This is a genomic window from Alteromonas macleodii, from assembly GCF_903772925.1.
Classification (GTDB): Bacteria; Pseudomonadota; Gammaproteobacteria; order Enterobacterales; family Alteromonadaceae; genus Alteromonas; species Alteromonas macleodii_A.
The window spans coordinates 3,795,576-3,819,281 of the sequence record NZ_LR812090.1 but is presented as its reverse complement, the minus strand read 5'-3'; the positions used below and the strand labels follow the sequence as shown (position 1 = coordinate 3,819,281).

Sequence of the window (23,706 nt, the reverse complement as noted above, 5' to 3'; positions counted from 1 at the left end):
AAATTGTTAATCTAGTTAAATTGGCCTTGGGAGCGTCGCAAAGCTTTCTTTATTTCGATACACTGAATTTTTACTTTTTGCCTCAACAGACAAATATCGCGATGGCTAGCCTTCAACGTACCTTGGTAAACTTAGAAATGCTAAGTGAGGATATTAATGCATTAAACGACAATGCTATTAATTCCGCCGCTCACATAAAACTTCTGCACAATGTGTTAGAAGAACTCAAAAACGCAGAGTCATTCGTTGCCTTCGAGACAGAAGCAAGCTTTCATAAATTGTTATCTGGCTCTATGTTCGAGAATATTTTCGAAAGAAAAGGAATGGTCGGGGTTTACATTAAGCTGGTGGGATATGTGATCACCGCATGGGAGGCTACCGATAAAGCGAATGCCATCATTAGCGAGAACTTCGATTCAAGTGCGGATAAGCGGTTAGAGTTGCTTCAGGTTAAAGCTATAAAAGCGAAGTCTCAGTTGAAGACGGTAGCGTCGGCAATGGGCAAAGAAGACTATAAAAAGTTTGCTCACACGCTAGGCCTGTTTGCCCAAGAGTGGCAGTGGGATACTCTCCGCGCCAGGTTCTAACCAGCGCGAAGACACCGTTTTAATATGCACTCATTAATATTCGTTCTAAGCCTATGGTGTGGTATTTCGGATACCAATACTTTGCTCGTTGATAACCCGAACTTCGCGTTGAGGGAAAGGGATCTCAATATCGTGCTCACGTAGTGTTTCAAAGACAGTAAGTAGCAAATCACCACCCACGCGATTCTTGCCATCGTCTACACCCTCCATCCAAAACTCGACAAACATGTTTACGCCTGAGTCGCCAAAACTGTCTATTTCACAGTCCGGTAGCTCTTCAAAAGGGATATTGTCGCCACTGATCACTTGCGGGTGCTCTGATACCGCTTCCTTTATGATTTCTACCATTGCGCGGATATCTGTTTTATAAGCAACCGAAAAGTCAATGCGATATCGTTGCTTTGGATCTTTATGCGTCCAATTTATTAGCAAAGAGCTAATAAACTTCTCGTTTGGCACTAGGATGTCTTTGCCGTCATAAGTTTCCAAAACCGCGTAGCGCATTTTAAATTCTCTAACGATACCTTTACGGCCGTCTTCCAGTTCAACGTAATCGCCAACAGTTAACGATTTGTCCAGCAGAATAATAATACCCGATATAAAGTTTGAGGCGATGGATTGAAGCCCTAGACCCAAGCCCACACCCAAAGCCCCGCCGAACACAGCTAGCGCTGTAAGATTGATCCCCATAACGTTAAGCAATAGGAGAAACACAATACAGAAAAGCGCCACTTCAAATAGCTTTGCGAACACTTCCTTCGTAGACACATCAAGAGACTTTTGATTTCTAATGATATCTTGCCCAATAGCATTAGAGCTTCGCCCTAGCCAAAATAACAAAGCGCCGAACAGGAGTACTCGAGTAACGCCGTAAGCAGAAACTTCAACATTGCCTACAGATATAGCTATCGATTCCAGTGCCGAGGTAATTAGCGGTAGCAAGCCGATAAGATGTAAAAACAAGATAGGAAGGCCTACCCAGCGCATGAAAGCGGCTATTGTGCTGTTCTCAACAAAGCCTTTGATTAAAGAGCTTACAAATAACATCAATGCAACAACAACAGCTATCTCTAATAGCCATGCATCAAACTGAAATTGTGCTCCTAATACAGTAGTAATCTTCAGGGTGCTTATGGTTATAAGCGGAAAAAGTGCCTCACCAAGGTTGTACAAAAGACCACTCATGGTATGTGCACCATTCTGTGGCTTTTCCTGCATAAGCTTAAACGGCTTTTTTACTTGTTTAGCAAGCAGATAAGCACAGCAATAAATCACAACAATGGTCGTAAGCTGAATAATGAAGCTATCAGACATCACCGATGCTTTGACTATGGCTAACTTCTCTTCTAAGTGCTGAGTTAAACTATCAACATTCATGTTTTCTACTTAATTGGTTTATCGCGCAATATAAGTGCGGATGTTGTTAATGGAGCGTGGAATTCCTGCGCGCTTTTTATCTTTAATACTAGCTAGGGTAAAGCTTTTTTCACCGAATCAACATGTATCGTTTGTTTATCCATCACTGGTCATACAGGTTTTGGCGGCTTTTTCATCGAAATAAGGGTAGACACCACACGATTTAGCCTTTTAGATATAAAGTGATGGATAAAGGGTTTATCTAATGTGCTGAAATTAAACGTTTTTTATATTTTATGACAGTAAATGACTTGAGCAAAGGTAATGTTCCTACTGAACGATTTTTGTCGACTAGATAGAAAAAATTAAAGCGTTCAAATATTGGTAATAATAATTGGTTGACATCTGGTAAGGCCGAATTGTAATATGAATTTGTTTTCTGCTGCTTGTTTAAGCAGAGTGTGGACTAGCTTATCTATGCGCTTATACGAAAATCGGCATGTTGAAGAGTGTAAACTTAATGGCAAACCGTAGTTTTTGTTTTGCGCTTTAAAGCAAAAATAATAAAAACAGTTACTCTCAAGAGTACCCTACAAAGCAAACAGGCTTCTTAGAAATAAGAAGCCTGTTTTATTTTGTAACAAGAAAAGTACGTAGTCGTAACTACTGTCTTAGGTGAGCTATAGAGTAGAGCCCACGGGTTTCATCAGTTTTACGTTTTATCTCTTCTAATGCTTTTGCCTCGCTCGCATCAAAAAGAGCGTTGATAAGGCGATTAAAATGCTGATGCATTGCTCGTCTTGCACCTGCAGTATCTTTGCTAGCAATAGCATCATAGATAAGCGTATGCTCTCTCAGCCTTTGCTCTTCGCCTTGTGAGCACACATCACTATAGGCAGATATAACCTGAGGGACAGTTCTCCTCAATTCCCATAAATTTTCAACTGACAGCATAATGGCGTTATTGCGTGTCGCTTGAGAAATAATCTGATGGAAGCGCTGGTCCGCCTCGTCGGCTTTTTGAGGAGTCTGCATCTCCACCAGGGTCTGTTTCAGCGCCTCTAACTCTTCATCTGAAATAGTTGCAGCAGCAAGCGCAGCAGCTTCACCTTCAACAAGCGCTCGCGCCTGGGTAAGCTCGAATGCGCTGATCGGCTTGGTGGCTTGGCCTTGTTTTTTCTGATGCAATACATATACACCTGAACCAGTTTTTACTTCTACACGCTCTCGTACTTCCAGCGCAATAATGGCTTCACGGATAGTAGGGCGACTAACGTTGTACGTCTCCGCGAGTTCCCTTTCTGCGGGTAAGCGGCTACCTTCAGGATAAATTCCTTGATCGATTAGCGCTTCAAGTTTTTCAACTATGCTCCAGAAGAGACGACGAGTCTTCATATTTACAGCCCTTGTTTGCCTGTTGCTTACCTAAAAAGAAGAGACAATTGGTAAATTAATTCTATCTGACCATTGTATATCGAAACTAGCATAAAGCGCAAAGTCCCGAGCACTGTGCGTTGAAGCACTCTATGACCAGAAAAGTTCTTTTAATTGGTAATACATTTTATTGTTATTGGTAAAATAAATTGGTTGTTTTTGGTCTGTTTATTGGTTAGATTCTAAAACAATCAGTAACAAATAAATAACAGCATAATTGCGTTTTTGCAAAAGAAGATTGGCAATTTATGTGCGATTTATACGATTTAGCAAGGTCAGTAGCACTATCAAGGTAGATATCACCGCAGATCTTGCCAGCGAAATGGGGAATGTATGAAAGTAGCAAATGTTTGTAAGTCAGCGATCGGAATTATTACTCTCTTGGCGTTTAATACAGCGGCTTACGCCGAAGACTACTTAGTTGACTCTAAAAAAAGCTACCTCAACGCGTTAAAGAAAGTTGCCCCTGGCGATGATATCGTACTAAAAAATGGTACCTACCATGATTTTGAAATTAAGTTCAAAGCGCAAGGAAGTGAGCAAGAGCCAATTACATTGAGAGCGCAAAGCAAAGGCGGTGTTATTCTCTCCGGCCAATCAAACCTATCTATTGCGGGAAGCCACTTAATTGTATCTGGGCTTGTATTTAAAGACGGCTACTCTCCATCAGGTTCAGTAATTAGCTACAGAATAAGTAAAAACGAACTTGCGAATTATACCCGCGTCACTGAAGTCGTTATTGAAGACTATTCTAAGCCAGACAAATTTGAAAGTGACTATTGGATAGCGCTGTATGGAAAACACAATAGGCTAGATAGTTCGTACTTAGCAGGCAAGCGAAACCGAGGCGTAACTGTAGCAGTAAGGTTAGATTCAAAGGATAGCGTCGAAAACTATCACAAGATAGACAACAATTATTTTGGCTATCGACCTGAGTTAGGCTCAAATGGTGGAGAAACCTTAAGAATTGGTACCAGCCATTATTCACTTGAAAACTCTTTTACCCGAGTCGAGAACAATGTGTTTGACCGGTGTAACGGCGAAGTTGAAATTATCAGCGTTAAATCAGGCGGAAACGTTCTTCACGGCAATACCTTCATTGAATCTCGCGGTACGCTAACGCTAAGGCATGGAAACGGTAACACAATTACCAATAACGTGTTTTTAGGAAATGGTGTTCCTAACACGGGTGGAGTACGTGTAATTAATGCTGATCAAGAAGTGGCTAATAACGTGTTTAAAGGACTTACTGGCTACCGCTTTGGCAGTGGGTTTACAGTAATGAATGGCGTGCCCAACTCACCTCAAAATCGCTATCACCAAGTAAAGAATGCCAACATACATCACAATACTTTCATTGACGTTTCGCACATTCAATTGGCTGCAGGAGCAGACGAAGAACGTTCAGCGCCACCTGTAGATAGCGCTTTTGCTAACAACCTTGTTATCGCGAAAACGGTGCCTACTACATTTAGCTTTTTTGATGACATTAGCGGTATAGCATTTACAAACAATGTGGCTAACTACAGTGTAGAGAGTCAAATTGAACAAGGTTTTACGAAACGAAGCGATATACAGCTATCTTCATCGAACAGTGTTTCTCTTGAAAAAATGAAAGTAGGGGCTGACGACAGTGTTAAACCGCTTAATAAAGCAGAAGTAGGGCCAAGTTGGTATCAGAAAAAAGAGTACGAAACGCCGTTTGGTTCAGGAGATGAAATTACTGTAGAGCCAGGTGTAAATTCGCTTTTTGAAGCGGTAGCTAAAGCGAAAGATGGCGACGTTCTCATACTTAATGATGGCGTCTATAGCGAGCAAAAAATTGTTAAGATAACTAAAACTCTTTCTGTAAAAGCAAGCAAAAACGCAAAAGTCATTATCCGTCCCCAGCGCTCTGCACTTTTTGAAATAAGTGATAATGGTTCACTGGAAGTTGAAGACGTAACGCTTTCAGGCAGTGATGCGCCAGATGCGGCTGGAAATACATTCATCCGCACTAAAAAGTGGGGCATGTTAACTAATTACCGATTCACTATGGATAAGGTGACAGTAACTGACCTAGACATAAATCATAGCTATCACTTCTTTTCAGCAGGCGCCCGAAGCTTTGCGACTTTGTTATCTATCACTAATAGCCAATTTGACACTATCTCAGGTCACGTACTGGCGTTAAATAAAGAAAAAGATGATTTAGGCATCTACAACGTTGAAGTGTTGAATTTAGAAAACAACACATTTAGCGATGTCAAAGGTGCACTAGCACTTATCTATCGCGGTGGCACCGACGAAAGTACTTTTGGGCCCAAGGTAACGATAGCTAAGAACGTATTAACGAATGTAGGTTTGGGTAAAAGAAACAAACGAAAAGCAAGCATCTTTCTTCACGGCGTACAAAAAACACAGATTAAAAATAATGAGTTCAACGCAAGTGCGCCGGTCAAAATTGAACATACCGTTGGAGAGCCGCAAACGTCGCATAGCGGCAATACATTTAAAAATACAAAAGAAATCGACATTGTTGATTTCTTGAAAGCGAAAGACGAATGTCGCTGCCCTGGGTAAAAATGCTCAAACTAGCGCGCAACTTATGCAACGTAAAGTAATTACAGTAAAAATTAAAGACTACGAGTTCGTAGGGTGGATGATATGAGAGTTGGTTTTATTGGTGAGTGCATGGCCGAGCTTAAAAAAGTAAACGGTGTATTAGAAGAAGGGTTTGCTGGCGATACCTTCAATTCTGCTGTTTATCTAAAGCGCACGTTTCCTCAATTAGATAGCTATTTTGTCAGTGCAGTAGGCAGTGACGCACTGTCAAAGGAGATGCTTGACTTTGCGCAAAGCGAGTCGATTAATACACGCTTCCTGTTTACTCACCCAGACAAACATATTGGTCTTTATAAAATTTATACCGATGCAGAAGGCGAGCGCTCTTTTACGTACTGGCGCAATGATTCTGCCGCGAAGTGCTTGATGTCACAGCTTACTGATGACGATAAAGCCTCCATGACTGCGTTGGACTTAGTGCTATTTTCAGGTATTTCGCTCGCTATTTTAAATACTGAAGACTTACCGAAGTTTTGGCGTTTACTTGCAACACTTAAAGAAAGTGGAACCAAAATTGTTTTTGATATGAATCATCGACCAGCCCTCTGGAAGGGTAGGGACGATGCCACTGCATTGTATGAAAAAGCGTTTGAAATAGCTGATGTCGCGTTACCTGGATTAGAAGACTTTAACTTCTTGTATGGGTTTGAAACGGTAGAAGAGATAATAAACTTTTTAGCGCCTTTCTCATTTAAGCAGCTCATTATTAAAAATGGCGCAAGCGCTGTAACACTAGTTGATGAAAACGGAGAGGTTTCAGAAGTAGGGCTAACCCCTGTTACTAATGTTGTTGACACTACCTCTGCTGGCGACGCCTTTAACGGTGTTTTTCTAGGGGCGTATCTTACGGGCGAGAGCCCAGAGGCCTGCGTAAACAAAGCCGCTGAGTGTGCAGGTTTTGTGATTCAGCATCCTGGCGCCATTGTAGATAAAAAGGCCTATGCAGACCTAGTGACATCTATCGCTTAAGTAAGTTAAAGCGAAGTATTCGAATACCAAATAAAACACTATATCGAACTTATAAGGGCATCCGCCCCTCGTATTACAAGAGACAAACCATGAAAAAAATATCAGACATTATGGGCGGCCAAACCCTGCTCCCAATCATTCAAGCCGATAATGTAGAAGACGGTGTGGCCATTGCTAAAGCAATGTCAGCTGCGGGCCTTAACACGGTTGAAGTTGTATTGCGTTCGGAAAATTCAGCGAAATGCATTACAGCTATTAAAGAGGCGCTGCCAGATATGATTGTTAGCGCTGGTACCGTAATCGATAAAGCATCTTTAGATGCTGCTATCAATGCTGGAGCGGACTTTATCGTGACGCCTGCGGTAACCGAGCGCCTGCTGACTATGCTGGTAGACTCAGGTTTACCTGTGCTGCCGGGTGTATCGAATGTATCAGATATCGTGTTAGCACGGGAACACGGATTCAGAGAAATGAAGCTGTTTCCAGCATCTTTGTCAGGTGGTGCGTCTTTCCTGAAAGCGGTAGGTGGATTATTTAAAGATACAAAGTTCTGCCCAACGGGAGGCGTGTCGCCAGAAAATTTCAACGACTATCTGTCGCTAGGTAATGTGTTTGCGGCAGGCGGTACTTGGGTTGCGAAACCTCAATGGGTAGCAGATAAACAGTGGAACCTCATCACAGAGGCATGTTCGCAAGTGTAACGAACCCGTCACCTTCCTAATTTTCATTCCTCAAAAAGCTGGCACATTCGCCAGCTTTTTGATTTTTCAGCGTATTAATTGGTGTTATAACTTAACCGAGCTATCATTAGTGAAATAGTTCGCGCATACAACGCAGTGGCGCTAGCTTTATACAATTAGAATGAAAACGTGACTATGATCAAATTGATAGTGCTGCCTTTCACCATTGCAGCCGCTCTACTCTTGTCTGTTGTCGAAAGCCGTGCTGGTGAACTTGAGTTTTCAGGTTTTGCAAGGGCAGTTGCAGGTCAACTGGATACAAAAAAAGCTACCTATGAAGGGTATGACGACAGCATAAGCTTTTCTGAAAAATCACTTATAGCTTTGCAAGCTGACTATACTTACTCATCATCGTTTTCCGCTTCAGCTCAACTTCTCTTGCATACCGACGACGATAGAGAGTCAGGTATAGAGTGGTTGTATTTAACCTACGCACCTAGTGAAAGTTTTCAAATTAATGTGGGCCGGTTGCGCACGCCTTTTTTAAAGTATTCTGATGTTATTGATGTTGGGTTTGCTTACCCATGGATTAATGCGCCGCAGCAACTCTACAGCAGCTATTTGTTCTCTCAATATGAAGGCGGAAATGCAAGGTTGAGAAGGTCATTTGGCAACGTTGTTGTAGATTTTGAGGCTTACTACGGAAAGTATGAAGATGAGCTAGCTTCAAGTGGTGTCAATGTAGACGTTGCAGTAGACAATATGTTTGGTGGTGTTATTGAAGTGAACTACGGTGGGTTGCAATTAAGAACAGCCACTATCAATGCCCCCAAAGTCAAAACTACCATTGATGAAATTGCCCCATTTTTACAGGGGCTTAGAGCTGCTGGGTTCGACTCCATAGCTGAACAGTTTGATATTAACGATCGCGCGGGCTCTTTTTTACTGGGCGCCAGCTATGACACGCTTAGTTGGTATGTAAGCGGTGAGTGGATGAAGGTCTCGTCTGATATCGATGTACTTGCGAATTTAGAAAGTTTTTATGTTTCATATGGCTACTATCTTGATGAGGTTCTTTTACACTTAACTTATGCTTCATCCAGACAATCCCTCAATACCATCGACAATGTAATACCTGTAGGTGTGTCGCCTGAACTCGATCAGCTTTATTTTGCAGTTGAGCAGCTAAATAGCTTTTTTCCGACGGATGATCTTGATACTTGGACTCTTGGCGCAAGGTGGGATGTAAAAACCAATATCGCACTTAAAGCTGAGCTGTCGATTCTTAATGGTAAAGAAGGTAGAACATCGTTCTATGAAGTAAAAGACAACGCCTTCGATAGAAACGCTACCTTGTATCAAGTGGCGGTAGAGTGGATATTTTAATGCGAAAATATACGCTCTTTTTTCTAATTCTTATAAGCTCTCGAATTGCCATAGCACAGGAAGGAGTTTGGGTTGTTGCAAATGTTGCTGATAAAGCTTTCTCGCTTACAAAGGGGGAAGTTCGCAACCTCTTCATGAGCAGCGGAACAACCAAAAACTATGTTTTGGACCCGGTCGCCTTGAGTCCAGGGATTAGAATACGCGCTGTATTCAATGCAAAAATTATTGCTTTACCAGAGTCGCGTATTCAATCCTATTGGGCCCAAATGCGCTTCAGTGGACGCCAAACTCCGCCCGTCGAATTTAACAGCCTGGAGGCTCTAATAACTTACGTTAGTAACAATGATGGCGCTATCGGGTATGTTCCAGCCGACACAGAGCTACCAGAGAATATTCGGATTGTTTATCGAAGTCTTTAAATGGTTAATAAGGCCTAGGATTGTTGTGTCTTCACCGAAAAGCTGTGAATTAAGTCCAGCATGGGAAGGGGTTTACTATAAAGAAAGCCTTGTAGCATGTTACATCCATGGCTGGTTAAAAAGTTAGCTTGTTCTTGCGTTTCCACGCCCTCAGCGCAAACAGAGAAGTTTAAACTCTTAGCCATTTCAATTATGGTCTTAGTGATCATTTCTGACTGCTTAGAAGCGCCTATATTATTGATAAAGCTTCGGTCTATTTTGAGCGTATCTATATCAAACTGGGTTAGATAACTAAGGGAAGAATAACCCGTTCCAAAATCATCCAGTGCAAGTTTACAACCCAGCTTTTTAAGCGATTCGAAGAACGCATTAGCCACATTAAAGCTGTTCATATAAGCTGATTCTGTAATCTCAATCTCTAAGTTCGACGCTGGGAGCCTTCCGGTATTTAGCTCATTGAGAATATAGTGTGTGACATTGTGATTGTTTAAGTCATGGGTGCTTAAGTTCACTGATAAAGTGATATGACTTCCAAAGGCTTTTATCAGCATGGGCGATTCATGGCTAAGTTGCTTTAATACCCAAAGGCTTATTAGTGAAATCTTATCGGTTTGTTCTGCAATGGGAATAAACTCAGCAGGGGACACCTGACCTAACACCTCATCTTGCCAACGAAGTAAGGTTTCAAGCCCAATGACGTTTTTATTTGCATCCACCTTAGCTTGATAGCTGAGATAAAAAGCATCGTTTTCAAGTGCATCAGTGATTCGGGTAGAAATAAGAACTTTACGTTGCGTATGCGCTAACATTTCATCAGTAAACCACACATATCTTGCTTTACCATTGTCCTTAGCCTTGTACATTGCAACGTCAGCGTTAGTAATTAAGTTGGTAGCGGCATAATTACAATCACTTGCTAGCGCTAACCCTATGCTGACACTTGAATCTAGCCTTAATTGGTTGACCGTATGGGACTTCGATACGGTATTTACAATCTTTTTAGCTATATCTTCTAGGAGGGTGGGCGAGTCAATGTCTGGAGCGATAACGACAAACTCATCGCCGCCCAAACGCCCTAGAGTACAACTTTCACTGAGTGCGTTTTCCATTAGTGAACTAATATGTAGAAGGAACCTATCCCCTGTGTCGTGACCAAAAGAATCGTTAATCGATTTAAAACCATCTAAATCGATGAACAGTAAACCAAGTTCACAATTGTTTTTCTGCGCTTTGGTAAGTTCATTTGATAAGAGCTTCATCAAAAATTGACGATTAGGAAGTCCTGTTAACGCATCGAAATTGGCAAGTCGTTCCATCTGGGACTGCTGCTTTTGTAGCATCTCAGTTTTTTGCCGGTTAGCTTCAGACTGCGCTTTGATGTTTGTCATCATATTATTGAATGCGCGAGACAAAGCGAGCATCTCTCTCTTATCTCCTTCCTCTACCTTAGCATCATACGTTTTGTCATCTACCACACTATCCATGGTTTCAATCAGTGTACTAAGGGGGCGCATTGCTTTACGTTGCGCTCGAGCAGATATGATTAGCGAGATAGCGATAAGAAAAGCTACTGAAGGAGTAACCAAAATTATATATCTTTGTCGGCTGACTTTTAATGCTTCCTCAAGGTTAAACAGCAGCGCTAGTTTTCCCATTGGGTAAATGTCTTCGCCTACCGTTTTTACCATAATTACTTTATTAGAAGTGCGATGTAATCCTAGTGGTAAGCTTGCTATGTTGCGGTCAAAATTAGGATGCTCGGGAGATAGGGGGCTTACTTCTTGAAGATTATTAGGACCGTCTTTAAAGCCGGCGGGGCCTATATAAATATTTAAAAGCGTACCGTCACTACTGAAAATATAAGCCGCTTCAGCGTATTCATACTCATCTAAACGAAGCAGAATTTCCGTTTGGTTAAAACTGCCGGCAGGCTCTTCGATATAATCAATAAGATCGACGGCCATGTTAACGCCTAATGCATCAACTTCTTCTGAGACAAACTCAATATAAAGCTTTTCGTAGACATAAATGGACAAGCCTATGATTAGGGCACTAACTATTGAAATAGATGCAAGCGTATTGAAGGATATCTCTGACCTAAGACTTTTCAAAAAATGCTCTTTTAAGTTGTATGGACCGGCAGTAACGACTTTGAATAAAATGTAGGAAAGGGCCGTCACTTATTCACAAATTTAGTATAGACGGTTTGCGTCATTTCTTAATTAGTAATTAGATTGAAATTGTATGAAGAGGTAGAGCCATGCTTTATTTAGGTGTCTTTTGAACAAAAAATGCGCTGGTGGCCTAAGGTGTTTAGTGGTAGACTCCACGCGCAATTTGTAAGAGTAAACACCTACGTTCTTTTCTTGATGTCAAACACCAATAAGCCAAGTTGGCAATGGCGTGTCTCTTTAGGTTTTCCCAGTAATCTATAACCCCCACGGTTAACAATAAAGCACTAACGCTTATACCTTCGCGGTTAGCAACTTTTTATAAATACCTATGACAGGAGTTTATTAATGTCATTTACCCAATTAGGGCTCGCTGAACCCTTGTTAAAAGCTATTGAAAAACGAGGATTTAGTACGCCATCACCGATCCAGGAAAAGGCAATACCAGAAGTATTGCAAGGAAAGGATGTGCTGGCGGCTGCGCAAACGGGAACAGGGAAAACCGCGGGATTTGGACTTCCTATTTTACAAAGATTAATGTCTGGCACGCCAGTATCTGGCAATAATGTTCGCGCGCTTATCCTAACACCTACCCGTGAGCTTGCTGCTCAGGTAGAAGAAAGCATTCGAGCGTTTAGTGAATTTTTGCCATTAAAGACAGCCGTGGTATTCGGTGGGGTGGGCATAAACCCTCAAATGATGAAGCTTCGTAAGGGCGTGGACGTACTAATTGCTACCCCTGGACGATTACTCGATTTGTATCAGCAAAACGCTGTGAAGTTTTCACAGCTTGAGGTATTAGTATTAGATGAAGCCGATAGAATGCTTGATATGGGCTTTATCCACGACATTAAAAAGGTGTTGAAACTATTGCCACAGGAGCGTCAGAGCCTACTTTTCTCAGCTACGTTTTCTGATGAGATTACCGCACTGGCGAAAACGATAACTCGTGATCCTGTAAGTATTTCTACCGCCCCTGCTAATACAACAGTGGACGCTGTCGAGCAACACTTGGTGACTATTGATAAGTCTAAAAAGACGACTGCGCTAATTTGTTTGATTAAGCAGCAAAAGTGGCAGCAAGTATTAGTTTTCAGCCGTACCAAGCATGGCGCCAACCGAATTGCGGAAAAGCTGAGCCGCTCGAAAATTCCAAGTGCCGCCATCCACGGAAACAAAAGTCAGGGGGCAAGAACCAAAGCCCTTGCTGATTTTAAAAGTGGCGAGATTAGAGTTCTGGTGGCGACCGATATCGCTGCACGCGGCATAGATATCAGCGAACTGCCGATAGTGGTTAACCTGGATTTGCCGAACACAGCGGCTGACTACGTTCACAGAATCGGTCGTACTGGGCGCGCTGGTGCGAGCGGACAAGCTTGGTCTTTCGCTTCTGCCGAAGAATTACAGAACCTAAAAGATATCGAAACACTCATTCAAAAACTGCTCCCTCGCAAAACCCTTGAAGGTTTTGAGCCTCAGCAAGCTGTACCTGTTACCACGCTTTCTAAGCCGAAGAAGCCCAAAAAACCGAAAAAACCAAAAGCATCTCAAGGTGATAGCGGTGCAGGCAAGTCAACTGGCGGTAATAAGAAAGCGGGACAACGACAGGGCAACCGTAGTGGAAATGGTAGCTCTCACGGGGGCAAGCCAAATACACGTAACAGTGGCGGCGGTAAACCTAGAGGACAAAGACAATCAGGAAGCGAAGGTACTGCTAGACGACCTGCTAAACGTAGAAATAGCCAGTCGAACAGTTCGACTAGTAATAGGGCTTCAAATAGCGCTGAAGCGTAAAAATTGTATTATTATCAGTAAAATGATAGTTGATTGATAAAGGGCCTTTGTATAAAAGGCCCTTTTTTGATGTTCCCTAAAAACTAATGTTTTAGTTATGTTCCCATGAAAACGGGTTGTAATGGCGCAGCGCCGGCGTGGTGTTTACTCCGTTGCTATTCTCAGCGTCTAGCGTGAGCTCGGCACGTTTAATGAGTGTCTGTTGTAGCTCAGTACGAAAACCTTTGGTTTCTTTCCATAGCTGGTTAAGCCCTTCTGGAGTATCGCCTTGTAAATCTTGTGCAAGCAGGGGCCCAAGCTTGTCATACGCGCTTTGAAGCCTAATTGCCTGCTCTTTGTTATAGGCGGCTTCTTCATCTGTTGCTTTCCAATTAATAAGTGGAGCTTTTTGCGCAGCTGTCATAGCAGGAAAACGGGAAAAGTACGTTATGTACTCTGACAAAGGGATGCTATCGGCCCGCCCCCAAATATCCATCGTCGTTCTGTTTAACAAAGCACTGGTTTTAGGCTCAACAACCATCACAGTTGGCGTTGCGTAGTAAATCGGATAGTTGAATCGCTCGGTTATATTTCTTCTGTCTTCAAGCGTTCCTACGTCAACAAACACGGTTTCATAATGGGCGCGTAGAATAAGATCCATTTCCTTTGTTGCAAAGCGCTCAGCTAAGCCTGTGCTGTCATGGCACCACTGTGCTCCCAAGACAACCAAAAGCAGCTTGCTTTCCTCCACAGCTCGTTGCTGCGCGTTAACCACGTCTTGATAAGGTGACGAAGAAGGGGCGTAAGTATAAGGGGTTTCATTCTGGGTGCTTACACAGCCATTTAGAATAGAGAAAGCGGCTATAAAAGTAGCTATGGTTAAGCTGTGCTTAATCAACTGGGCTTGACGTTTAAAGAAAGTGTTTTGCATACAATGGTCAAAATAGTAGTTAAATCAACAACAATGTAGCATAAAAAGCAAAGAGAAAAGCGGTAATTGACCGTAGTAAACTACCGCTTTAGCAGGTCGGTTTAAGCTGATACAGGAATCAGCTTCATGTTGATATTCCCAACACCCTCGAAAGTGACTGTAGATGTGGCACCAGCCACTGTGTCATGTACGCCAGTAATAGCGCCTGAGCAAATCATACAGCCTTTTGGAAGAGTAATATTCCGCGCTGCAGCTTGGTCAATTAAGTAAGCAACAGCCGCCATAGGCCCGCGTAATACGTTGTTTGATGGTGCAGTATTAATGTGATCTTTATTAATGAACACAGATGTCTGCATATGCTCAATCACTGTATCCCACGACGCTATAGGGGCGCCAATTACCATACCTTGGTTTACGCCAAAGTCACTGATGATGGCAGTGGGGCCATAGCTATTTAAATCAATAACAGGGCTACTGGCTATCTCGACACCAGCATACACAGCTTTGATTAGGTGCTTTAATGGTCCCTTAGTATCAATTGAGCCGGGCGTAATTTCTTCTCCCAGTTCGAATACCAGTTCGGCTTCAACAGCAACCATACCGCCAGCGTAGACTTCTAGCTCAACAAATTCATCGTCTGCATGGGAACGACCTATGAAATGGGTAACCTTTTTAAAGATTGGGCCCATTAAGCGCTCTGCGCCCATCTGATCGCGAAGTTCGGGGATCACCATGCCTACTTTCCAGCCGGTGATCTCGTCGTTCCACTGTTCAAGCGACATGTCTTGAACGTGGTAGGCCGCGTCCAAAGTTGTCGGAACATCAGCTGGAAAAGTTTCTAATACACTGGCTTGCTTGCGTGCGTTAACCAGGGTATTCGAAAGCGTTTTCAGGTTGTCTTCTGTAAGTGGTTTATCAGGAAACATCGTGACGATTAAATCCCTAGTGCCTGACCGCCACCAATTTGAACGGTTTCAGCAGTAATAAATGACGCATCTTCACTTACCAAGAAAGACACTACAGACGCAACCTCTTCAGGCTGCCCTAGGCGACCAAGCATGATGTTATCTTTCCAAGAAGCAAATACTTCTGGCTTAGTCGCTTTAATTTGCGCATGGAAAGGCGTATCAATGGTGCCAGGAGAAACAGCATTTACACGAATACCTGCTGGTGCAAGTTCTTTAGCAAGTGCACGGGTCAAAGTATGTACCGCACCTTTTGAAACACCATAGATACCCGCACCAGGGCCACCAGCGTTCCAACCAGCATTAGATGTGTAATTTACGATAGAGCCACTGTCAGATTTCTTTAAGTATGGAATAGCTGCACGAGAAACGAAGAACGCACTATCAAGGTTCAGTGCCATAACAAAGCGGTAAAACTCTGTTGTCATTTCTTCCATTGGGCTGCGTCCGCCAAGGCCGCCGGCGTTATTAATGACGGCGTCGATCTTGCCGTATTTATCGCCAATCGCTTTTACGTTTTTATCAACTGCTTCATCGCTTGTAACGTCAAAGCCATAGTATTCTGCTTCAATACCTAAGTCGCTAAGCTCTTTTACACGCTCTGCGCCCTTATCGTCTTCAATGCCATTTAAAACAACAGTGAAACCGTCTTGGCCAAGTCTTTTAGCAACTTCAAATCCGATGCCGCCTGTTGCTCCAGTTACCAGTGCTACTTTCTTCGTCATAACAATAACTCTTTGTGTTGTATTACATTGTGTATAACCAATCTTAGGTCAATAAAATTAATTGGTCTACCTGTTTTGTGTGTTTTTTGTCATTGTTTTATGAATTTATGTTTAACGGTACAGGTGTTTCAATCTTTTGTTACGTTTAATATTATGAAAATTAGAGGGTTTTATTGTTTTTGGAAAGAGGGTGGTTATAGCGTCGGTAAGGATCAGTAAAACGAGAAAAGTGAAGTCTTTATTACGTTTATTGGTAAGTCCAATTTTTTATCTTAGTTCAGTTTATAAAAAGTGTTATTGAATGTTGTAGGTGGGGATAGAAAGGCTAACCACAGTCCCTGATGGGGTAAAACTAGTTATATCAAGCGTTCCATCTATCAACTTAGCGCGCTCTTTCATGGAAAGCAGGCCGAGTGTGGGCTTAGCGTCAACTGTACCTTCTATGGTGTCGGGTATACCCGCACCATCATCAGCTACAGTGAATGTTGCACTTTGCGACTCATAGGAAATATCAATAGAAAGTGTCTTCGCGTTAGCGTACTTGATGCTATTAGTTACCGCCTCCTGAACTATCCTATAAATGTGTATTTTTTGCTCTGGCTTAAAATTAATAGGCGTACCGCTAAGATTGAATGAAAAATTTATTTTTGCGCGCTTCAGCGTAGTTATGATGTCGGAGCGTTCGATCACGCTCTCGATGGGAAGAGTGTCGATGCCAGAAGGGCGTAAACCGCCTAGGCTCTTTTTCATCGCCTGGTACAAAGCATCTATTTTGTCGATTAAGATGTCGTGGTCTTTGGTTGTGTCAATCAATGATAACTGAAGTTTTAAATCGACGATGCGGTGGCCAAAATCGTCGTGCAGATCGCGAGATAAACGCTTTCTTTCATCCTCTTGTAATGCCACTAGCTTGGCAGCGAGGGCTTGTGTGTTTTGTACTGCAATTTCAAGGTCTTCGTTGTTTCGGGCCAGTTTTTTATTCAACTTACTCGACTGGTTGATAGAAGACCCTAGAATGAGACAACTTACGCATAGCGCTAAAATATAAAATTGATGTTCAATGGGAGGTAAAGCGCTCTGACTGGCTACCACAAACGCTGTAATACCAATAAAGAAACAAGATAGCGCACTACCGAACACAGCATAGCGATACGATAAGAAGAGAGCTGGAAATACCGCGAGGTACTTAATTTGATAGCTTATATTAATATTTTGAGAATAGAGATAACTACTGAAAACTAAAGTAAGTAACCATGTTCCCACGGTTATAAACAGTGTTGATTCATTTTTATTAATGTACTGGCGAGTGTATAGCGCAAATAAAAGGGGGCAAAGAACGATAATTCCTACAAAGTCACCAAGAGAGAAATCGAACAAAATAGAAAGAAAAGCCGCAAGGTCAGTTTGTACTTCAATAGCTCTTCTGCCGAGAAACACAGCGCCTAGCGCTACGCTTATCAGCACGCCGAATGCCAAGGTAGCAAGGGTACTGCGGACATTATCGATATAAGGTGCTGCAAAGCGGCGTCTAAAGACATAAACACATCCACAAACTACTGCGGGTGATATGAACAAGTGCACTAAATACCAGCCGACACTTCCGCTTAAAAAGGCGGTGTTATCAAGAACGCCCCCTGGATGGAATAAAATGAAGTGGGTTAATTTTTCTGAAAAAAGCAACAAGGGCCAGCTTGCTAACGGTAATAACAAAAAGGCGGCCAAGCGAACGCCAGCGGGTAAATACCAACTCACAGTGCCTGATATAATTTCAAACTGGGTGCTAAATAGCCATACGCTGTGAAATAGACCGGTATATATCAAACCCATCTGTAAATAGGTAGTGTTGATATACCGCGTGATATTCATTAATCCGCTTTGACCAGGGTGTCGTCATAGATGACGTCAGATACATCTAAGTATCCGGTTTCTAATGCTATGCGAAGCAAGCCAAATTGAGACGTAACATTCAGCTTTTTGTAAATATTAGTGCGGTGAACCATGACTGTCTTTGGCGCAGTATCTATGTGATAGGCAATTTGTTTAGGTTGGAAACCTTTAGCTAGTAGCAAAAAAACTTCCTTTTCTCTTTCTGTGAGAATGGAGGTCAGACGCTTATCGCCAAACGCTAATTTTTTACTGATATCTGAACTGAGATAGTTTTCATCTTTTTCTAGTGACTCAAGGGCGTCCATTAACTCTTTTGTGGCGGCACTCTTTGTAACGTAGCCATCGGCACCAAGCTCAAGCGCTTTACTAATATAACCCACGTGATCGTACATGCTTAGCATCAAGCATTTTACAAATGGGGCCTCTTTCTTAATTTTGATAAGCGTGTCAAAACCATTTTCTTGAGCTAAGGAAATGTCCAAAACTGCTACATCTATGTCGTCTAAAGACGCGAAGGAGGGGAGTGCGCTTAATGAACTTACAGCGTAAGCGACGTGCCAACCATACTCTTGCTCGATAAGAGTCTTAATGCCGTCCCTTACAATCTCATGGTCATCAATGAGGAGTATGTGCATAGAAAAATCTAATTATTATCTTAATGCATAAAGTTTACGTTGTATTTGGCTTATAGGGAATAAGCCGATGGCTTAGATTAGCGGTACATTCAATTTTTTGAATAAAAAAAGCCGGCCTATCCATGGCCGGCAGTTACTTAAGCTTTAGTGTTTAGCATGCTAAATACTAAGAATCACTTTGCGTGTAATAGCAATACCAAACGCGGTATTAAAGGTTTACCGTCACTGGCGCTGAACACGCAGACGTTTCATCACACACCATATAGGTATATTCGCCAGGCTGAACGCCACGGCTTCTATCGCGATAACGACCAGTATTGCTTACTTCTTCAAGTAGTTCACCATTGCGATAAATCATTACAGTATCAGCCATTGAGCCGCTGTAAGATAAATCTACACGTAGTGAGCCGAAGCGAGAAAGCATAGCGCGGTCAATTTCGGCAACAATATTGCTGTCTGAAACCGACACTGTCTCTGTCGAAACGCCAGTTTGGCCTTCAGAGTCAGTAACCGTAAGGGTTACATCATAGGCACCTGTACTTGCGTAAACATGAGTTGGGTTCTCTTCTGTTGAAGTCGCACCATCACCGAAGTCCCAGCTGTAGCTAACAATGTCGTCATTAACGTCACTACTGTTGTTAGTAAAGCTCACTGATAGACCTGAAGCGTCATAAGCAAATGCAGAGTTCGGCGGTGTAGGCCCTACTTCACCAATACCGGTAACCACTAGGCTCCATGTGTTAACGGTACCGTTATCTCCGTTGAAGGTATCAAGCACGTTCAAGGTCCAATCGCCAGTAGCCACTTCGCCGTTAAAGGCATCAGTGTTATAGCTCTCAACGATATCATCTGTGCCGCCACCTTGGTTTTGACGCAGAACGGTAGTTGTACCCTGAGGGGAAGTAAGTGATAGTACTAGGTCACCACTATATGTATGCGTGATGTCTACCGACGCCTGCATACCAAACACCGTTAGGTCATCCGGTACATTGATCACGAGATCAACGCCCACATCATCTGGATCTTCTTCGTTCGGTAACGTAGGTACAGCATCGCCTGAATATGCGTAAGGGAACTCATTTAGCCCTTGCGGGTAAACGTAAAGGCTAGCAGATTTAGACTTCTCAATATCACCACTTACACCATTAACGGTAAAGCTATAAGCGCCCCAAGGCGTATCCTCAGAGGTTTCTACTGTAAGCGTAATGGAGTCGCCAGGCATTGCCGTGTTAGCACTTAAATAAGCAATGTCACTTTCTTCGGCAAGAGAAAGCTGTACTTCTTCTTCGTAGCCAGCAATTGAGCCAACTTCAATAGTGAAAGTATAAGCTTCACCTGCTTCAATTTCCGCTGAACCTGGTGTGATGCCCAATTTAAAGCCAGGTGTTGGATCAGCTTCCTCTAATGCATTTAGCACATTAAGACGGTTGCCTGAAACTGTGCGACCGTCAGCCCAAAGACTTGTTTCACCGGTAGTCATTAACAGCTCTTTCATTTCTGACGGTGTAAGCTCTGGGTTTAATGACCATACGAGAGCCGCTGCACCCGCAACATGTGGCGTAGCCATTGATGTACCAGAGTATGCGGCATAGCCGTCACCTGGTATAGTAGATAAAATAGCTGTACCTGGCGCTGCAATATCCACCGTTTCCAGACCGTATGAATAGCCGCTATCGCCGTCAGTTCGAGTGTGACTTGCAACTGCCAATAAACTGTTTGTTGTAGTGACATAATTAGACGGATAGTTGTCGACGTTGTCATTGTCTGAACCAGAGTTACCTGCTGCAGCAACAAACAAAATTCCAGCTTGGCCAGCCACTTCAATAGCGGTCTCTAGCGCTTCACTGTAGCCGCCACCGCCCCAGCTGTTGTTCGTAGCTTTTACGTTAACGCCACGGTTTTCTTTCAGGTCGGTGAAGTAATCAATACATTCGATAGCTCCAGCGGTTGAACCCGTTCCATCTGCACCTAGGAACTTACAGGCAGCGATAGACACATCGTGGTTTACGCCAACTACACCTATACCGTTTCCGCCCACAGCACCAATAGTTCCAGCTACGTGCGTACCATGAGAATCATCGTCCATAGGGTCGGTATCACCGTTTGCTGTATCAATTCCGTAAACGTCATCAATGTAGCCGTTGCCATCATCATCAATGCCGTTGCCGGCGATTTCACCTGGGTTTACCCATGCATTATCTGCAAGGTCTTCATGGTTGTAATCAACGCCGGTATCGATAACACCTATCACTACATCGCTATCACCTGTTGTAATTTCCCATGCTTCTGGTGCATCAATATCTACATCAGCGGTGCCGCCTGCTTGTCCAGTATTATCCAACCCCCACAGGTCACCGTAAGACGGGTCGTTAGGAATTAATGCTTTGCGATATAAAAAGTTTGGCTCGGCAATTTTAACCGCTGGGTTTTTCTTCAAAGTTTCAATGGCGTCTTTAACCGATTTTCCACGAAGTTGAAGTTTGGCAATGCGGCCATTTAGAAGGTTGGCGAATCGATCATCCACTTCATCACGATTAGCGTCGCTGATTCTTGCGCCCACTGATGAACGAGCGCGCATTTTTTCCGCTTTACTCACATTTTCTTTGTACACAACAATAACGCTGTCATCGAAAATTTCGGCTTTCGCGGCATGTGCGTGGCTAGAAGCCATTAGCGGAAGTAGGGCTAATGACAGTGCTGAAAGGCCTGTTTTAAAAGGCTTTGTTTTCATAGTTAGATTCCATAATTAGCAATAATGCTTTAATCACGAAACCTTCTCATTCGGTCTAATATAACTAACGATTAAAACTTATAACGCAATTTAGAAAACCTGCCACCCTTAACGCAAAAATTAGTATAAAAATACAACTTAACCACTAGGCCATGACTATAAATAATAAGTGAAGTGGTACTTAATTATTAGACAGTGTACCCAAAACGAGGCGCTGTCTCCTATATTAGCCAAGAGGTCTTACCAACAATTTTTTTGAGTGTAATTTTTAAACAAAACTAGCACTAAGGTATTAGCTTTAACCGCAAGAATGCTAATGAAACGCATGCTGATGTTATTTCGAATGTAATAAATACAACTTAATGGTGATGGATTCTCTCGCTTTTAAGGCGTTTTATAGAAGGGTCACCTTTGTTGTAAATCAAGGAAGCAGTCGTTCTCATGGACAAGAAACTAAAGGTTAAAAAATACCAATGCGCTAAAAACGTAAAAGCATTAAAAGCCAATGCGCTTTTAGCTTCAGCGGTGTGTGGTCTTCTAACCGTCAACTCTTCTGTCTATGCCCAACAGTCTGATTTATCAACAAGCTCCGACATGGTGGAATCTTCTCTTTCAATGAGTCTGAATGCTCAAGCTATTACGGTAGACGATGAAACGGTCTTCATTGCTGTCAGTCAGTTTGGGCTGAATAACATAACTAACATTATCCAAAGCGGCAACGGCGCCAACCTATCGAACGTTGTTCAAAACGGCAGTAATAACGAAGCTATCATCACTCAACTTGGTGAAGGCAACGTTGTGAATTTGCTGCAGCAAAACAACAACAACTATTTCGAAATTATTCAAGACGGGTTCGACAATGTTGCCAATGTCAATCAATTAGGTGAGCAGTCTTTCACTGTTTATCAGATAGGGAACGAAATGGTAATTAACATCACACAATATCAAGAATGATGTGATTGCCATAGGGAGACAACGTGAAAATGAAAAAAACAAAAATAGCTAGTGCATTGCTTTTAGTAGCAGCGTCAGGGTGGGCGTCAGCTCAGGAAGTTCCTGCAACTAAAACGGTAGACTTTAACGCCACAGCAGATTTTGTAGCTGCGGCAGAAGGCAATGAAATTACGCTAACCCAAACGGCACCAGAGGGAAACGAAGTAGGTAATGAATCAGTGTTAAGCCAGGAAGGTGACCTTAACGCGATTGTTGTAGAGGTAACTGGTGACGCTAACGAAGTGCTCGCATCGCAAATGCAATCAGGTAACACCTTTTTTGCAAGTGTGACTGGCAACGGCAATTTTTTAGAATCAGAGCAAGATAGCCTAAGCAGCACAGCAGATTTTGTAGTTGAGGGTGACGACAACACGGTTTCACTTGTTCAATTAGGTGACGGCGGCCCGTTTGGCTTTATCTTTAATCGCTCGATAAACAGCATTGTGGGTAGCGGCAATACGCTATCTGTGTATCAAGGCGATGGTGGTAACTGGGCTAATAATGCGATTTCTGGTAACGACAATACGGTTTATGTTGATCAAAGCGGTGACTGGCACGAATCCTATGTTCGCGAACTGAGCGGCGATGCTAACGTAATTGACGTTATTCAGGATGGTTACTACAACATTTCAGATTTAACCGTAATTGGGTCTGATAATGAAGTTGAAATTGACCAAGATGGCGACCAGAACGTTATCGCTTGGACCATGATTGGCGATGCTAATGTGCTTGAGTTCGAACAAGATGGCGACGGCAATGAAATTACTACAGGCGTGTTCGAAGGTTCAGCCAATGAAGTCAACATTGACCAAATTGGCGATGTAAACCTTGCTACGGTAGAAACCGTCGGTGGGCAAGCGAATACTTTCGAAATTAATCAAGTGGGAGAGGGTAACACCGCTTACGCAGGGGTGATTGGTTTATTTAATGAGTTCGATTTGACTCAGGTGGGTGATGCCAACGAAATCAGCACAGTAAACTTTGATGGTATTTTGAACACCGTTGAAATTGAACAAGATGGCGATGCAAACTTGGCGTTGGCTCAAGCAGGTATTGGAGATGCAACTTACTATGCGGATGGCAATATCATCGAAATGTCGCAAGAGGGTATTGAAAACGATGCATCAGTTGAGTTAGCTAGCAACGTTACTTCGAGCTACAACGAAATTATGGTGTCGCAAACAGGTGAGCTTAACCTACTAGATTTGCTTGTTAATGGTGACGAGAACGTAGTTAGTGTTATGCAAGAAGGTGTTGGAAACTGGGTAACAGACGAGACGGGTGGTCAATTTGTTATTTCAGGCGATATGAATACCTTTGAAGTAACGCAAATGGGCAACGACAATTTAGTTACGGGTAGTATAACTGGCAACGGCGGCACGGTAAGTGTTACGCAAGTTGGTGATTACAACGTAGCGACCGTCGTTCAGATGTAAATGTACTAAAGTACAGAATGAATA

18 protein-coding genes are annotated in these 23,706 nt (G+C 42.8%); 9 read left to right on the top strand and 9 right to left on the bottom strand.

Annotation, left to right across the window (positions count from 1 at the left end):
* Positions 1-101 precede the first annotated feature (101 nt).
* Complete coding sequence (locus tag PCAR9_RS16385) at positions 102-587, top strand: hypothetical protein (RefSeq protein ID WP_179984534.1); 486 nt, start codon at positions 102-104, stop codon at positions 585-587.
* Between the two features lie 51 nt (positions 588-638).
* Here PCAR9_RS16385 and PCAR9_RS16380 read toward each other — a convergent pair whose 3' ends face one another.
* Together PCAR9_RS16380 and PCAR9_RS16375 are read right to left on the bottom strand one after the other, a co-directional pair.
* Positions 639-1,964 carry a mechanosensitive ion channel family protein gene (locus PCAR9_RS16380; RefSeq protein ID WP_179984533.1) on the bottom strand — a complete coding sequence of 442 codons (1,326 nt, stop codon included), beginning with the start codon at positions 1,962-1,964 and terminating at the stop codon, positions 639-641.
* 642 nt (positions 1,965-2,606) lie between these two features.
* On the bottom strand, positions 2,607-3,338 hold the full coding sequence (locus PCAR9_RS16375; RefSeq protein WP_179984532.1) for a FadR/GntR family transcriptional regulator: 732 nt from the start codon (positions 3,336-3,338) through the stop codon (positions 2,607-2,609).
* 372 nt (positions 3,339-3,710) lie between these two features.
* Between PCAR9_RS16375 and PCAR9_RS16370 the strand changes: the two genes are divergently transcribed.
* The 5 genes from PCAR9_RS16370 to PCAR9_RS16350 all read left to right on the top strand — a co-directional run bounded on the left by PCAR9_RS16370 (position 3,711) and on the right by PCAR9_RS16350 (position 9,435).
* A complete protein-coding gene (locus PCAR9_RS16370) occupies positions 3,711-5,939 on the top strand; it encodes a polysaccharide lyase 6 family protein (RefSeq protein ID WP_179984531.1) in 2,229 nt (742 codons plus the stop codon).
* 84 nt (positions 5,940-6,023) lie between these two features.
* Positions 6,024-6,950, top strand: a complete 927-nt coding sequence (locus tag PCAR9_RS16365; RefSeq protein ID WP_179984530.1) for a sugar kinase — start codon at positions 6,024-6,026, stop codon at positions 6,948-6,950.
* Between the two features lie 89 nt (positions 6,951-7,039).
* Positions 7,040-7,651, top strand: coding sequence for a bifunctional 4-hydroxy-2-oxoglutarate aldolase/2-dehydro-3-deoxy-phosphogluconate aldolase (gene eda, locus PCAR9_RS16360; RefSeq protein WP_179984529.1), 612 nt, complete (start codon positions 7,040-7,042; stop codon positions 7,649-7,651).
* A 174-nt stretch (positions 7,652-7,825) separates the two neighbouring features.
* On the top strand, positions 7,826-9,016 hold the full coding sequence (locus PCAR9_RS16355; protein ID WP_179984528.1) for a hypothetical protein: 1,191 nt from the start codon (positions 7,826-7,828) through the stop codon (positions 9,014-9,016).
* Entirely contained in the window at positions 9,004-9,435 is a 432-nt protein-coding gene (locus PCAR9_RS16350) for a hypothetical protein (protein ID WP_232091238.1), read from the top strand. Before PCAR9_RS16355 ends, PCAR9_RS16350 begins: the two co-directional genes overlap by 13 nt.
* Before the next feature lie 14 nt (positions 9,436-9,449).
* Here PCAR9_RS16350 and PCAR9_RS16345 read toward each other — a convergent pair whose 3' ends face one another.
* On the bottom strand, positions 9,450-11,546 hold the full coding sequence (locus PCAR9_RS16345; RefSeq protein ID WP_179984527.1) for an EAL domain-containing protein: 2,097 nt from the start codon (positions 11,544-11,546) through the stop codon (positions 9,450-9,452).
* Positions 11,547-11,954: 408 nt separating this feature from the next.
* On the opposite strand from PCAR9_RS16345, the gene PCAR9_RS16340 reads away from it, so the two are divergent.
* Positions 11,955-13,400, top strand: a complete 1,446-nt coding sequence (locus tag PCAR9_RS16340; protein ID WP_179984526.1) for a DEAD/DEAH box helicase — start codon at positions 11,955-11,957, stop codon at positions 13,398-13,400.
* Positions 13,401-13,491: 91 nt separating this feature from the next.
* Here PCAR9_RS16340 and PCAR9_RS16335 read toward each other — a convergent pair whose 3' ends face one another.
* The 6 genes from PCAR9_RS16335 to PCAR9_RS16310 form a co-directional block, all read right to left on the bottom strand.
* Complete coding sequence (locus PCAR9_RS16335; RefSeq protein WP_179984525.1) at positions 13,492-14,310, bottom strand: thioredoxin family protein; 819 nt, start codon at positions 14,308-14,310, stop codon at positions 13,492-13,494.
* A 101-nt stretch (positions 14,311-14,411) separates the two neighbouring features.
* On the bottom strand, positions 14,412-15,236 hold the full coding sequence (locus PCAR9_RS16330) for a 2-keto-4-pentenoate hydratase (RefSeq protein ID WP_232091237.1): 825 nt from the start codon (positions 15,234-15,236) through the stop codon (positions 14,412-14,414).
* A gap of 8 nt (positions 15,237-15,244) precedes the next feature.
* A complete protein-coding gene (locus PCAR9_RS16325; protein WP_179984524.1) occupies positions 15,245-16,000 on the bottom strand; it encodes an SDR family NAD(P)-dependent oxidoreductase in 756 nt (251 codons plus the stop codon).
* A 294-nt stretch (positions 16,001-16,294) separates the two neighbouring features.
* Positions 16,295-17,866, bottom strand: a complete 1,572-nt coding sequence (locus tag PCAR9_RS16320; RefSeq protein ID WP_179984523.1) for a sensor histidine kinase — start codon at positions 17,864-17,866, stop codon at positions 16,295-16,297.
* On the bottom strand, positions 17,866-18,522 hold the full coding sequence (locus tag PCAR9_RS16315) for a response regulator (RefSeq protein ID WP_179984522.1): 657 nt from the start codon (positions 18,520-18,522) through the stop codon (positions 17,866-17,868). The genes PCAR9_RS16320 and PCAR9_RS16315 overlap by 1 nt, the downstream gene beginning before the upstream one ends.
* 208 nt (positions 18,523-18,730) lie before the next feature.
* Positions 18,731-21,253: a S8 family serine peptidase gene (locus PCAR9_RS16310; protein WP_179984521.1), complete on the bottom strand. Its 2,523-nt coding sequence runs from the start codon at positions 21,251-21,253 to the stop codon at positions 18,731-18,733.
* A gap of 441 nt (positions 21,254-21,694) precedes the next feature.
* On the opposite strand from PCAR9_RS16310, the gene PCAR9_RS16305 reads away from it, so the two are divergent.
* Both PCAR9_RS16305 and PCAR9_RS16300 read left to right on the top strand, forming a co-directional pair.
* On the top strand, positions 21,695-22,207 hold the full coding sequence (locus tag PCAR9_RS16305) for a curlin subunit CsgB (RefSeq protein WP_179984520.1): 513 nt from the start codon (positions 21,695-21,697) through the stop codon (positions 22,205-22,207).
* A gap of 29 nt (positions 22,208-22,236) precedes the next feature.
* On the top strand, positions 22,237-23,682 hold the full coding sequence (locus tag PCAR9_RS16300; RefSeq protein WP_179984519.1) for an autotransporter outer membrane beta-barrel domain-containing protein: 1,446 nt from the start codon (positions 22,237-22,239) through the stop codon (positions 23,680-23,682).
* Positions 23,683-23,706: the final 24 nt, after the last annotated feature.